At 45.1% G+C, this 13398-nt stretch carries 12 protein-coding genes; 4 read left to right on the top strand and 8 right to left on the bottom strand.

What is annotated here, in order from left to right; all coding sequences use genetic code 11:
* Positions 1–81 precede the first annotated feature (81 nt).
* Positions 82–3117, top strand: a complete 3036-nt coding sequence (gene ydiJ, locus HGG78_RS06910) for a D-2-hydroxyglutarate dehydrogenase YdiJ (RefSeq protein WP_172532409.1) — start codon at positions 82–84, stop codon at positions 3115–3117.
* Between the two features lie 103 nt (positions 3118–3220).
* On the top strand, positions 3221–3682 hold the full coding sequence (locus tag HGG78_RS06905) for a methyltransferase family protein (protein ID WP_168521789.1): 462 nt from the start codon (positions 3221–3223) through the stop codon (positions 3680–3682).
* Positions 3683–3723: 41 nt separating this feature from the next.
* On the opposite strand, the gene HGG78_RS06900 is transcribed toward HGG78_RS06905, so the two are convergent.
* From HGG78_RS06900 to hutC, 6 genes are all read right to left on the bottom strand, one after another.
* Complete coding sequence (locus HGG78_RS06900) at positions 3724–4449, bottom strand: DUF3581 domain-containing protein (protein ID WP_172532408.1); 726 nt, start codon at positions 4447–4449, stop codon at positions 3724–3726.
* Between the two features lie 108 nt (positions 4450–4557).
* The gene (gene hutH, locus HGG78_RS06895) at positions 4558–6090 is read right to left on the bottom strand and encodes a histidine ammonia-lyase (RefSeq protein ID WP_172532407.1); all 1533 of its coding nucleotides are present in this window, start codon (positions 6088–6090) and stop codon (positions 4558–4560) included.
* A gap of 11 nt (positions 6091–6101) precedes the next feature.
* On the bottom strand, positions 6102–7799 hold the full coding sequence (gene hutU, locus HGG78_RS06890; RefSeq protein ID WP_172532406.1) for a urocanate hydratase: 1698 nt from the start codon (positions 7797–7799) through the stop codon (positions 6102–6104).
* A 72-nt stretch (positions 7800–7871) separates the two neighbouring features.
* The gene (hutG, locus tag HGG78_RS06885; RefSeq protein ID WP_172532405.1) at positions 7872–8885 is read right to left on the bottom strand and encodes a formimidoylglutamase; all 1014 of its coding nucleotides are present in this window, start codon (positions 8883–8885) and stop codon (positions 7872–7874) included.
* Positions 8878–10092, bottom strand: coding sequence for an imidazolonepropionase (hutI, locus tag HGG78_RS06880; protein ID WP_172532404.1), 1215 nt, complete (start codon positions 10090–10092; stop codon positions 8878–8880). The genes hutG and hutI overlap by 8 nt, the downstream gene beginning before the upstream one ends.
* Positions 10093–10219: 127 nt before the next feature.
* Complete coding sequence (gene hutC / locus HGG78_RS06875) at positions 10220–10933, bottom strand: histidine utilization repressor (protein ID WP_254068145.1); 714 nt, start codon at positions 10931–10933, stop codon at positions 10220–10222.
* 175 nt (positions 10934–11108) lie between these two features.
* On the opposite strand from hutC, the gene yqfB reads away from it, so the two are divergent.
* Positions 11109–11444 carry a N(4)-acetylcytidine aminohydrolase gene (gene yqfB / locus HGG78_RS06870; protein ID WP_053309350.1) on the top strand — a complete coding sequence of 112 codons (336 nt, stop codon included), beginning with the start codon at positions 11109–11111 and terminating at the stop codon, positions 11442–11444.
* Positions 11445–11534: 90 nt separating this feature from the next.
* Here yqfB and HGG78_RS06865 read toward each other — a convergent pair whose 3' ends face one another.
* A complete protein-coding gene (locus HGG78_RS06865) occupies positions 11535–11855 on the bottom strand; it encodes an HI1450 family dsDNA-mimic protein (protein ID WP_053309351.1) in 321 nt (106 codons plus the stop codon).
* 2 nt (positions 11856–11857) lie between these two features.
* Positions 11858–12424, bottom strand: coding sequence for an elongation factor P-like protein YeiP (yeiP, locus tag HGG78_RS06860; RefSeq protein WP_053309352.1), 567 nt, complete (start codon positions 12422–12424; stop codon positions 11858–11860).
* A 134-nt stretch (positions 12425–12558) separates the two neighbouring features.
* Here yeiP and HGG78_RS06855 point away from each other — a divergent pair, with 134 nt between their 5' ends.
* Entirely contained in the window at positions 12559–13326 is a 768-nt protein-coding gene (locus tag HGG78_RS06855) for a nucleotidyltransferase domain-containing protein (RefSeq protein WP_168521804.1), read from the top strand.
* Positions 13327–13398: the final 72 nt, after the last annotated feature.

Genomic DNA, 13398 nt, shown 5'->3' with positions numbered 1-13398 from the left:
AGTGACGAAATTCAAAGATTAATATCAAATTAACCATTAACCCACAGCTGATTGGATCAGCGCAGTAGGGGCAGGAAGCAAATGTTACCAAGACTTCACCACCAATCAGACGTCGATCCCGTTGTTTTGAGCTTTTTACAACAACTCAAAGCAGAGGGGTTTAGCGGCGATATTGAATCACAATACTCTAGTCGACTCGCCGTTGCTACTGACAACAGCGTTTACCAGCAATTACCTCAAGCGGTGGTCCACCCAAAATCGACGCATGATGTATCTCTTATAGGTAAGATTAGTTCAAAACCTGAATTTGAGAGAGTCACATTTTCACCGCGCGGTGGTGGTACGGGGACCAACGGCCAATCGTTAACGAAAGGCGTTGTGGTTGATTTGTCTCGCCATATGAACCAAGTTATTGAAATTAATGCAGAAGAAGGATGGGTACGTGTTCAAGCTGGTGTTGTGAAAGATCAGCTTAATGATGCGGTACGCCCTTATGGCTATTTTTTCTCGCCCGACCTTTCAACCAGTAATCGCGCTACATTGGGTGGCATGATTAATACTGATGCTTCTGGACAAGGGTCATTGAAATATGGCAAAACCTCAGACCATGTGCTGTCGTTACAAGCGGTATTTGCCGATGGATCACAGCTTGAGTCTGATATGTCACTTGGTATGGCTGAACAAGGTTCATTTGCAGAGCAAGCGTTACAAGTGACCGAAGCGGTGTGCCGTGAAAAGCGGGCGCAAATTGTTGCGAAATTCCCAGCACTTAACCGTTTTCTGACCGGTTATGATCTCAAAAATGCCATTGATGAAGAAAGTGATTCGTTTAACCTGACCCGTGTATTGTGTGGTGCAGAAGGATCTCTGGCATTTATTACCGAAGCCACGCTAAACCTAACCCCTATCCCTAAAGCACGTACGTTAGTCAATGTGAAGTACAATACTTTTGATTCAGCACTGCGTAATGCTCCTTTGATGGTCGAAGCCAAAGCGTTATCGGTTGAAACGGTTGATTCAAAAGTACTGAACCTGGCCAAGCAAGACATCGTTTGGCACAGTGTTAGTGACTTGCTCGCAGATGTCCCAGGCAAGGAGATGCAAGGCATCAACATGGTTGAATTTGCAGGGCAAGATGAACAAGAGGTTTCGGAGCAAGTTCAAGCACTAACAGCGCGCCTTGAGAAAATGCTTACCAATCAAGAAGCTGGCATTATTGGCTACCAAGTGTGTAGTGATTTAGCTAGCATCAACCGTATCTATAACATGCGTAAAAAAGCGGTTGGCTTATTGGGCGCGGCAAAAGGCCGAGCAAAACCAGTCGCATTCGCCGAAGACACGTGTGTACCGCCAGAAAACTTAGCAGACTTTATTGCTGAATTTCGAACCTTACTTGATAGCAAATCGCTCAGTTATGGCATGTTTGGTCATGTGGATGCAGGAGTTCTTCACGTTCGACCAGCATTAGATTTGTGTGACCCCCAACAAGAACTGATGATGCATGAAGTGTCGGATGAAGTCGTCAAGCTTGTCGCGAAATATGGCGGTTTGATGTGGGGTGAGCATGGCAAAGGTTATCGCTCACAATACGGTCCTGAATTTTTTGGTGAGGAACTGTTTACTGAATTGCGACGAGTCAAAGCGGCGTTTGACCCACACAATAAGATGAACCCCGGCAAAATATGTACTCCTCTCGATACTAATTTTGAATTAGTGAAAGTGACGGATACTAAACGTGGGTACTTTGATCGCCAAATCGATGTTCAAGTTCGTGACAGTTTCAAGCAAGCGATGGAGTGTAACGGAAACGGTCTCTGTTTTAATTATGATACTAGCTCTCCGATGTGCCCATCGATGAAAGTCACCGCTGATCGTCGTCAATCACCAAAAGGTCGAGCAGGGTTAGTCCGGGAATGGTTACGCCAATTAACGGAGCAAGGTGTTGATATTCTTGATCTTGAAAAACAAGTGCTAGAATCGTCACCTACCATCAAAACAATGATTGAGCGTGTTCGTAATTCATTAAATAAACGTCATCAATACGATTTTTCTCACGAAGTTTATGAAGCGATGAATGGCTGCTTGGCATGCAAAGCATGTGCTAGTCAGTGTCCAATCAAAGTGGATGTACCGAGTTTTCGTTCGCGTTTCCTCAATATTTACTATTCACGCTATCAACGCCCAGCAAAAGATTACTTGGTTGCAAATATTGAAAGCATGTTGCCGTTAATGGCGAAGGTACCACAAGTGGTAAATACTGCGCTTTCACAAAAGTGGGTGCAAAGTTTGACTGCATCAACGGTTGGGTATGTCGATGCACCGCTGTTGTCTGTGCCAACTTTGGCAAAACGTGTGGCTGGCCATAGCGTTGATTTTAACTTGCAGCGTTTGGCTGGATTATCTCAACAAGACCGTGATCAACATGTGATTGTGGTGCAAGACCCATTTACAAGCTATTACGATGCAGACGTGGTTGAAGATTTTATCCAATTACTGATCAAATTGGGCAAAAATCCAATTCTGTTGCCGTTTAAACCTAATGGTAAAGCACAACATATTAAAGGTTTCTTAAAACAGTTCACCTCAACAGCGCAAAATACCGCGGCATTTTTATCACAAGTGGCTGATCTTAATATTGCGATGGTCGGTGTTGACCCGGCTCTAGTGCTCTGTTATCGCGATGAGTACAACGAGATTCTGGGCGATAAGCGTGGTGATTTTGATGTATTGACTGTGCATGAATGGTTGTTGCCTCGTTTGGCCGAGTTTAATGCTAGTGAAGCTTTAGATACCGAGGCTTGGTATTTGTTTGCTCATTGTACCGAGAAAACAAAGTTGCCTAATGCAGAAAAAGAGTGGGGGATGATTTTTACTCACTTTGGCGCAAAACTTCATACCGTTCCTGTCGGTTGTTGTGGCATGGCTGGAACCTTTGGTCATGAACTCGATAAACTTGAAATGTCCAAAGATATTTATGGTTTAAGTTGGCAACCAAGTTTAGAAAAATTGCCGAAGGAGCGCTGTTTGATCTCCGGTTATTCGTGTCGTAGCCAAGTTAAACGCTTCGAACACTTTAAACCAAAGCATCCTCTACAAGCGTTGTTAGCCTTGGTGTAAATTATCCGAGTGTTGGTTAAGCAAATAGCCCAGTTTGTGACTGGGCTTTTTTCTAGATTTTATGGCTATACTTGGAGTTGCAGTAAGATTGAGAGAGTAAACGATGGATAAATTAGAACTTAAGATTCCACCAGTCGCGGTGTTTATCGTAGCACTGGTGTTGATGAATCGTCTTTCCCACCTCTTTGTTTTTGCCAGTATTACATTGCCTTTACCTGCGGTGGTATTTGCGATTTGCTTCGTGCTTTCCGGCATTGTCGGCTTGTGGGGCATTCATGAATTTCGCAAAGTGCAAACGACGGTTAATCCAACTAAGCCGGAAAACGCATCATGTGTTGTTGATAGTGGAATCTATCGTTACTCACGCAATCCTATGTATTTAGGGTTGCTTTTACTACTTTTTGCTACGGCTTATTGGCAACAAAACATACTAAGTTTTGCCATTGTCTTTTTGTTTGTGTGGTTTATGAATCGGTTACAGATCCTACCAGAAGAACGGGTTTTGGAGAGACTGTTTGGTGAGGAGTATGTGGATTATAAACAGCGAGTGAGACGCTGGATTTAAAAGCCCCGCCAAGTTGGCAGGGCTATGGGTGTGTATGGTTGTTATGCAGCTGCAGAAAACTTAGCTAGAAACATCTCTTTGCGTTCATTGAAGCGGTTAACCAAATCATCAACGGCATCTTGATCGTAAGGCTTGAGGCCACTTGCCACCATGCGTTTTACGCCTTTACCGACAACTTCGCCTTCCTCTTTAAAGACAAAATTCAGGGTAACTACGCCACGTTTACCATCCACATCAAAGGATGCACCGGAAAACGACACTTCAGGATGAGTTAGATCTAAGCGGTTAAATTCCACTTCCATGCTTTCATAAATAACCAATGGACGTTGGCAGTTGATCATCATCTGCGCTTCTTCCATTAGTGGAACCATGATGTGTGGGAAGTTCATGCCTGAGAATTGAACGTAATTAGTGACCACATGCTCGATAAAGGCCGCATCATGACTAACTTGGCCTTCACGGTTCATATGCAAGTATTCTTTACCACTCGTATCAACGACTGCACTTTCTTTATCACACTTATTTTCAATATGCAGTGCTATGCCGTCGTTCACCATGCCAGAAAAATTAAAACGCATTTTTTGGCTGATGCCTTCTTTTTGCAACAGCACTGCAAAGAGAAGATCGCCCGGCACACAGAAGCGCTTGCTATCTTCGTCGTGAATCGGATTGAAATCGCCCGCCACTTTTTTTGCAAAATGGCTCGCTTGTTGGCGAGTGAATTGGAATTGCTTGTCTTGATGTAAAAAATAAGGAGTCAGAAACATAATTTACGCTTTCTAGCCAAAACTGCGTTGGATTATAAGCGAAGAAAGCTGGATGAATGGTCTATCCAGTGAGATGAGCCTCACAAAAGGTGAGGCTCAGGTCGGTGTTTAAAAGCTCGGTAGTAGCATGTCGGGCATTAAGTGGTTATGAACGGCCAGCTTGAGTAGCGTATTGGCCTGTTCAATATCCGGTGAGAAGTAACGGTCTTTATCGTAAAACGGTACTTTCTCGCGCAGGATTTGTTTGGCTTCTTCGACTCGTGTTGATGACTTGTTGGGCGCTCTGAAATCTAGCCCTTGAGCTGCTGAAAGGTATTCAACGGCCAAAATTCCCCGTGTATTTTCGCTCATATCACGTAAACGGCGGCCAGCAAAAGTGGCCATGGATACGTGATCTTCTTGATTAGCTGAGGTTGGTAAGCTATCAACCGATGCCGGATGGGCAAGGGTTTTGTTTTCACTGGCAAGCGCTGCTGCTGTAACTTGCGCAATCATGAAGCCGGAGTTGACGCCGCCATTATCGACTAAAAATGGAGGCAGCTTGCTGAGTGCACTGTCGATCAAAAGTGCCATACGTCGTTCAGATAAGCTACCGATTTCGGCAATCGCGAGTGCTAAGTTATCCGCAGCCATAGCAACAGGCTCTGCGTGGAAGTTGCCGCCAGAGATAATGTCACCGTCATCGGCAAAGACTAATGGATTGTCTGAAACCGCATTGGCTTCAACTTGCAAAATTTCAGCAGAATTGCGAATTTGTTGTAAGCAAGCACCCATAACTTGCGGTTGACAGCGCAGTGAATAAGGGTCTTGTACTTTTTCACACGCGGTGTGTGAATCGCCAATTTCACTACTAATATCCAGCATATGTCGATAAGCTGTAGCGGCGTCCATTTGGCTACGATGACCGCGAACACGATGAATGCGTGGGTCGAATGGTCGACGGCTGCCTAGCGCCGCTTCAACTGACATGGCACCACACACAGTTGCTGATGCAAATAAATCTTCAGCAGCAAACAACCCTTCGAGTGCAAAAGCGGTAGAGGCTTGTGTGCCGTTTAGTAAAGCCAGTCCCTCTTTTGGTGCGAGGGTAATGGGTTCTAAACCTGCAATTTTTAATGCTTCTAAACCGGAAATCACCTCACCGTTGTGGCGTGCTTGACCTTCGCCCAGTAACACGGTGCTCATGTGTGCCAGTGGCGCAAGGTCGCCAGAAGCACCCACGGAACCTTTCTGTGGTACACAAGGGTAGACTTGGCTATTTACCAGCTCCATCAATGCGTTAATCACCGCAAGGCGAATGCCTGAAAAGCCTCGAGATAAGCTGTTGATTTTTAATATCATCATCAAACGAACGGTTTCATCCGACATGAATTTACCGATACCAGCTGCGTGTGAAAGGACAATGCTTCTTTGCAGAGTTTCCAGATCTTCAGGTGCGATTTTGGTATTGGCGAGCAGGCCAAAGCCGGTGTTGATGCCGTAAACGGTACGGTTTTCGGCGATAACTTGCTCAACCACTCGAGTGCTGGCTTCAATATCTGGTATAGCTCTTGGATCAAGCGATACCACAACCGGTGAACGACTGATTTGGCGCAATTGTTTTAGGCTTAGTTGCCCTGGTTTAATAACAAGATTCAACATTTTCATGGTCCTTACTTCAGTTGCGCAAGCTCTTGGTTAAGCATCGGTAGATCCAGTTTTTGTTCTTTAGCACAACGTTTCGCAATGTCATAACCCGCGTCAGCATGGCGCATCACGCCAGTTGCTGGGTCGTTGTGTAGTACGCGAGCAATACGTTGTGACGCATCGTCACTTCCATCGCAGCAAATAACCATGCCAGAGTGTTGAGAAAAGCCCATCCCGACACCGCCACCATGATGTAAAGAGACCCATGTCGCACCGCCTGCGGTGTTGAGTAATGCATTGAGCAATGGCCAATCGGAGACGGCGTCTGACCCATCCAGCATGCCTTCGGTTTCGCGGTTCGGGCTCGCGACTGAACCTGAATCTAAGTGGTCGCGACCAATGACGATTGGTGCTTTGAGTTCGCCATTTTTAACCATTTCGTTAAAAGCTTGACCGAGACGTTCACGATCTTTCAAACCAACCCAGCAGATACGTGCAGGGAGACCTTGGAAGTGAATCCGCTCACGTGCCATATCTAACCAGTTATGTAGATGAGGGTTGTCAGGGATCAACTCTTTGACTTTTTGATCGGTTTTATAAATATCTTCTGGGTCGCCAGAAAGCGCGGCCCAGCGGAATGGCCCAATCCCTTCACAGAATAATGGGCGAATGTAAGCAGGGACAAAACCAGGGAAATCGAACGCGTTTTCAACGCCTTCTTCTAATGCCATTTGGCGGATATTATTACCGTAATCAAGAGTTGCAGCGCCACGTTGTTGCAAGGTAAGCATTGCTCGAACTTGGATCGCCATTGATTGCTTGGCCGCTTTTACCACTTTGGCTTCATCTTCTAAACGAGTTTGAGAGGCGAGTTCCATGCTCCAGCCGAGTGGTAAATAGCCGTTTAGCGGATCGTGTGCTGATGTTTGGTCAGTAACCACATCTGGGGTGATATTGCGTTCGACTAACTGCGGGAAAACGTCCGCCGCATTACCGAGCAAGCCAACAGAAATCGGCGTGTCTGATTGCGCAATCATCGTTAAAGCCTCATCTATGCTGGTGGCTTTTTTGTCGACATAACCAGTGCGAAGACGATAGTCGATACGTGACTCATCGCACTCAACAGCAATCATTGAAAAGCCCGCCATGGTGGCAGCTAGCGGTTGTGCGCCACCCATTCCACCCAGACCACCGGTTAATACCCAGCGGCCTTTCGCATTACCAGCAAAGTGTTTTTTGGCAACTGCGACAAAGGTTTCATAGGTTCCTTGAACAATGCCTTGTGAGCCGATGTAAATCCACGAACCTGCGGTCATCTGGCCGTACATCATTAACCCTTGTTTATCGAGCTCACTAAAATGTTCCCAATTTGCCCAGTGTGGTACTAGGTTAGAGTTCGCAATTAACACCCGAGGCGCATTCTTATGGGTAGGGAACACGCCCACGGGTTTACCGGATTGAACCAGCAAGGTTTGGTCTTCCTCCAGACGTTCTAGCACTTCTACAATTTTATCAAAACATGCCCAATCACGAGCTGCTCGGCCAATGCCACCGTAAACGACGAGCGCATGTGGGTGTTCGGCTACGTCAGGATCTAAGTTATTCATCAGCATGCGAAGCGGCGCTTCAGTTAGCCATGATTTAGCGCGCAGTGTGGTGCCATGCGGCGCACGAATAGTACGTGTGGTATCCAGACGTTGACCTTGAGAGTGGTGCTGCGTCATGTTGAGACTCCTTGTGTTTGGTTCCATTGGCTATTGTTGTTATGTCGCCAAGTGTAGGGTTGTTCAAAAAAGTTAATTGTTGGTCATCGCGTTGGCGATGTCCCAGCACAGCCGTGCGGCAAGGCGTGCAGTTTGGTTGTCGACATCAAATTGAGGGTTGTACTCGGCGATATCGGCAATCAGCAATTTGTTTTTGTGATAAAGAATTTTATCGAGATAAGGGGCCAGCGCGTCATAACTGACACCGCGAGCCGCTGGGGCACTGACCCCTGGCGCGGTAGCCGCGGGGAAAACGTCTAAATCAATGGTGAGGTAAAGATAATCACATCGGTTGATAAAATGCTGTAATTCACGGAGGTGATCAATTGGGCTTAATGTCGAAAATTGAGAGTCTTCCATATACAAAACCCCCAGTTCTTGAGCTCGTTTAAACAGCGCTGGAGTATTACTGGCACGACTTACACCTAAGCAGGCGTAGTTAAAATCCCAACCCTGCAGCTGACAAAATGAGTGGATTTGATTGAAGGGTGTGCCTGAACTTGGTTTGATCTCTGCCGTGTCTGATTCAAACACGCGTAAATCAAAATGAGCATCGAAGTTGATGATGCCGATTGTCGGTTGTTTTGTTTGGTTGTGTTTAAAATGTCGAGCAAGGCCCTGAAAACTTGCCCACGCTACTTCATGTCCCCCGCCTAGTACTATGACGGGCATATGATTGAGTGCTTTAGCAACGATATCTGCACAGCTTGCTTGAGCCTGTTCAAGTTCGTCCCCTTCGCAGCGAATATTACCTAAATCGTAAAATGTTGATTTTTTATGCCACGCTAAATTAGCTAACGCTTGTCTGATTAGGTTCGGAGCATGTTGAGCTCCAATACGTCCTTTATTACGCGCAACGCCAGCATCGCATTCAAGACCGACGACAGCAACGGCGTGATGACGTTCAATATGTAGTGCTTGAAGTTCATCGACTTGGCAGCAGTGAGCCTGATGATGTACACGAGTGCCTAACTCGCCATCTTCCACATCATCACGACCTTGCCAGTTAAAGCTATGTTGGGTGCTAGGTAAATTTGGGTTAGTCATGAGTGAGTTCTCCATCAATTACGCGAGCATATAAACGAGGAATACCCACTTGATAACTTAAATCAGCAGGGTGGGTTATGTTCCAAATGGCTAAATCGGCGTCATACCCAGTTGCGATGACACCCCGCGACTGCGCGAAACCGAGCGCTTGCGCTGCATGCTGAGTCACACCACGTAATGCTTCCTCTGGGGTTAAATTGAAGAGAGTACAGGCCATGTTCATCATCAATGTAAGGTCTGCAAATGGTGAAGTGCCAGGGTTTATGTCGGTGGCAATCGCCATGGGAATAGTATGTTTACGCAGTAACTCTATTGGTGGGCTTTGGGTTTCACGCAAGAAGTAAAATGCGCCGGGTAGCAATGTTGCTACCGTGTTGGATTGTGCTAACGCTTTTACGCCTTGCTCATCCAGATACTCGATGTGATCAGCTGATAAACCCTGATAATGCGCCGTTAAAGCGGTTCCACCTGAATTTGATAGTTGCTCGGTATGGCCTTTAACCTGTAAACCATGTTTGATTGCTGCTTGGAAGACCTTTTCTGTTTGCGAGAGATTAAAGCCGATCGATTCGCAAAACACATCGACACTGGTTGCTAGCTTTTGTTCAGCAACTTGCGGGATGATTGTTTGGCAAATATGGTCGATATAGTCATCGGCGCGGTGTTGAAATTCTGGTGGAATGGCGTGGGCGGCGAGTAGCGTGGTGACGACTTTAATGCGGCGATGGTTTTCCAGCATCTTAGCTGCTTTGAGCATTTTTATTTCATCATCAAGCGTTAAACCGTAGCCAGATTTGATCTCTACAGAGGTGACTCCTGATCGGATGAGCCCCTCTAAACGAGGCAGAGCAAGCTCAACCAACTCTTCAACCGAAGCCGCTCTTGTCGCGTTGACGGTTGATAAAATACCGCCACCTTGTTTTGCGATCTCTTGATAGGGAATACCTTGCAAGCGCATTTCAAACTCATTGGCACGGTTACCGGCATAGATCAGATGCGTATGACAATCGATCAACCCCGGAGTTACTAGCTTATCTTGGCAATCAATAATTGGGCAGTCATAGTTAGGATAGACAGGTTCGTTAGCACTGAGCAGAGAGTGAATTTTTCCTGCTTGAATATAAATGGTTTGAGGCGCACTGGGTCGGTAGCCTTGTTTACCCTTTTCCATGCTGACAACTCGAGCATTAGTCAGTATCAAATCCATGGTTGCTCTCACTTTCTCTATGCAAGTTTACAAATGCTTAAATGTATATACAAATAAATAAGGCAAAAAGGCAGCTTGTGCAAGAGTAATGTTGCGGAACTGTGATCGAATGGTGAAATGTTAAACTTTAGCTGAGCAGTACTTTAGAGGTTAATTTGTACTTAGAACCTGGATGATAAAGCAGTGCAGAACTGACTAACTTATCGCCACTCCATGTTCTTCGATTTAACAGCAAGCAAGGCTCATTGCTCGTTAACTGTAATAATTGCTTGGTATGAGAATCAGGGATAATCGCTTCTACGGTATGCTCAATGGCGCTTAACGGGCAGTTTTGCGATAAATACTGGTTAGGAGTGATTAAAGAGAAATTTTGCTCAAGGTAGTGAGGTGCATAGCGGCAATTGACCCAGCGCACCTCTAGTTGTAAGGGTGAATTATTCTCAAAGTGTATGATTTCACTATAAAAAACCTGAGTTCCAAGCATGACGCCAAGTTTGGTCGCTACATTTTCGTCGGCGGCTAATGCTACTTGTTTGAGCACTTTGCTGTGGTAATTTTTCCCGCGGCTAATCACTTCATCAGCGATGTTGCGGATATCCAGCAGCGGTGATTCTGCTTTCTCTTCAGGGGCGCAAACAAATGTACCGAGCCTAGGCCGGCGTTGTAGTTTGCCATCAGAAACCAAGTCTCTAATCGCTTTATTGACGGTCATTCGACTGACATTAAATTGCTCAGTCAGTTCTAACTCAGTACTAATACGATGACCTACCGGCCAGTGACCCGTTTCTATATTATCTAAAATAAACTGTTTTATTTGTTTATATAATGGTGAGGCTGACATCGGTATTATCGGTTTTAATTGAATATACAAATAATTAATGAAGTGACTGAAAAATGCAATGTTTAGATACTGTCGATGCGTGATGTTACTACTCATCTCACATCAATAAACTTATTTGGGCTTTGGTGAATAACCCCTTAGAATGTTTTTGTTTGATAAATTAGAGAAAATATAAATGACTATACCCACTGAAATGACTTTTTTCGCGCGTTTCGAAGCGGATATTTTGGCAAAAAAGAAAGTGATCACCATTCGAGATGAAAGTGAGAGCCACTATCAGGCTGGTTCGATCGTAGATGTGAGCACGTTGGAAGAAGGGAAGTGGTTTTGTCGACTGAAAATTGACGCGGTAGAGCCTATTTTATTCAGTGAACTGAGTGAGTTTCACGCTGCGCAAGAAAACATGAGCTTGGAAACGCTCAAGCAAGTTATCCAAGATATTTACCCTGGGATAGAGCAGTTGTATGTGATTCATTACCAACTGGTGGAAAGCGATGCCAGACACAAATAGCACGACTTAAAAGTAAAGATATGCGTTACCTAGGTTAGAAACAGCAACGCCAATCAAAGCGATTGGCGTTGTATTCCGATATGGATACGATTAATCGCGTTTCCATAGGATATGGCAAAACTTTTTGTCTGGGTCGCGGCTGACGAGCATTCTTGCGAACACATCATCTAGCACATCGTCTTGTTCATTCACAAGGCCGATCAATACTTCCGCGTAATCTTCCTTATCAACGTCGAAACCCACGTGTTGAACCCAATCATCGCCTACATCAACTAACTCGGCAGCTCCGCGCTCTTCGAACTGCATGGTAAATAGAATTACATCTGCTGGTTCTAAGTTGTCAGGAGCCATCTCAAGGAAGATGTCATAGGCAGCGTCGATCGCGTCGTCGTAAGAAATTAAATCAGACATTATTATGCTCGGCTCATGTATTTGCGTTCAGCAGTGTTCACAATAATGCGATCACCCGTTGCTACGTATTCTGGTACTTGAACAACTAGGCCAGTGCTTAGTCGTGCAGGTTTCGTACGTGCTGATGCAGAAGCACCCTTAATAGAAGGGTCAGTCTCTTCAATCACAAGTTCTACTGATGAAGGTACATCTAGCGCAACCGCTGAACCGTCTACAACGACGACGAACATACCTTGAATTTCTTCAGTGATGAACAGTAGTTCGTCTGCGATCTCGTCTTTTTTGAACGTGAACTGAGTATAATCTTCATTGTCCATGAAAATGTACTCGTCACCGTCAACATAAGAAAACGATACAGCGCGACGGTTCATATCTACGGTATCAACAAAATCGTCAGCTTTTAGACGTTCATCAACACGAGTACCAGTGTTTAAATCAGTACAACGCAACTTGTAGATTTTAGAACCGCCACGACCACCTGGAGTAGTCACTTCGATATCTTTGATGAGTAGTGTTTTACCACCAGAAACGATGGCAAAACCTTTCTTTAATTCATTCGCCTTTGGCATGGAATTTTTCCTTCATACTTAATTTCGGCGCATTATACCTTGCAGCTCTAGAAAAGGAATATCTTGATTGATCGGTTTGCATGGTAGAACATGGCGTGCGTGTTCCATTTCTCTATTAATTAACGTTTTTTGTTATGTATTTATCGGTTATCGACCCTAAACAAGCTTTTCAAACTGAATACCAAGCAGCGATTGATGATCTCATCAGGTTTCTTCGTGCGGGTTTGGGGGACAATCTGCACAGTGTTTATTTGTATGGCAGTGTGGCGAGAAAAACAGCACGTTATGGTCGCTCAAATTTAGACGTTGTAGTGGTCACACACGCGGATTTCCCCGAAACTCGAACCACGTTACTCAACACCATTAAATGGCGTTTCCAAAAGAGTTTTCCACACATAACGGAAGTGTCGATAAAAACGGCGTTAGTATCGGAGGTTGCCTCGCTCGATAGTATTTTTACGTGGGGCTTTATGCTTCGCCACTGCTGTGTTTGTGTTTGGGGAGATGACTTAGCTGAGTGCTTTGGTGATTTTGAACCCAGTTGGGAGATTGCCAAGCATTGGAATATGGATGTTGAAGATTGGGTGCTTTTTTACCGCGATAAAATCGCCAAAGCCAATTCTGCCAGTGAGCAGAGCAAAGCACAGATTGTGATTGCTAAAAAGCTATTGCGGGCAAGTTATTCACTGGTGATGTACCGTGACAAAGGTTGGTTTGATGACCCGATTGAATGTGGTCAACAATTTCTTCGTTATCACCCAGAAAAGGAAGTTGAAATCAATAGGCTCGGTATTTTGTTATCTGGGCGGCCGATTGCCAAACGTTCGGTGATCGGTATTTTAGATTCCTATGGTCACTGGCTTGTAAAGCAGTACAAAAAAACAGAATTTCGGATTGGCTGATCGTGCGCTGGTACCATCGTATTAGCGCATGATAAATGATGACGTTGGTAGTACTTAGATATTTCGTTGCTA

This window comes from Vibrio aestuarianus (assembly GCF_012395185.1).
GTDB lineage: Bacteria > Pseudomonadota > Gammaproteobacteria > Enterobacterales > Vibrionaceae > Vibrio > Vibrio aestuarianus.
The sequence above is the reverse complement of the archived record's forward strand: the minus strand, read 5'-3'. Positions and strand labels throughout refer to the sequence as shown.

Bases quoted from the DNA above. Each gene is read 5' to 3' on its own strand.
- yeiP (WP_053309352.1), bottom strand. From the start codon at position 12,424: ATGCCAAAGGCGAATGAATTAAAGAAAGGTTTTGCCATCGTTTCTGGT.
- HGG78_RS06905 (WP_168521789.1), top strand. From the start codon at position 3,221: ATGGATAAATTAGAACTTAAGATTCCACCAGTCGCGGTGTTTATCGTA.
- hutI (WP_172532404.1), bottom strand. From the start codon at position 10,092: ATGGATTTGATACTGACTAATGCTCGAGTTGTCAGCATGGAAAAGGGT.
- hutU (WP_172532406.1), bottom strand. From the start codon at position 7,799: ATGACGCAGCACCACTCTCAAGGTCAACGTCTGGATACCACACGTACT.
- HGG78_RS06865 (WP_053309351.1), bottom strand. From the start codon at position 11,855: ATGTCTGATTTAATTTCTTACGACGACGCGATCGACGCTGCCTATGAC.
- ydiJ (WP_172532409.1), top strand. From the start codon at position 82: ATGTTACCAAGACTTCACCACCAATCAGACGTCGATCCCGTTGTTTTG.
- hutG (WP_172532405.1), bottom strand. From the start codon at position 8,885: ATGACTAACCCAAATTTACCTAGCACCCAACATAGCTTTAACTGGCAA.
- HGG78_RS06855 (WP_168521804.1), top strand. From the start codon at position 12,559: ATGTATTTATCGGTTATCGACCCTAAACAAGCTTTTCAAACTGAATAC.
- yqfB (WP_053309350.1), top strand. From the start codon at position 11,109: ATGACTATACCCACTGAAATGACTTTTTTCGCGCGTTTCGAAGCGGAT.
- hutH (WP_172532407.1), bottom strand. From the start codon at position 6,090: ATGTTGAATCTTGTTATTAAACCAGGGCAACTAAGCCTAAAACAATTG.
- HGG78_RS06900 (WP_172532408.1), bottom strand. From the start codon at position 4,449: ATGTTTCTGACTCCTTATTTTTTACATCAAGACAAGCAATTCCAATTC.
- hutC (WP_254068145.1), bottom strand. From the start codon at position 10,933: ATGTCAGCCTCACCATTATATAAACAAATAAAACAGTTTATTTTAGAT.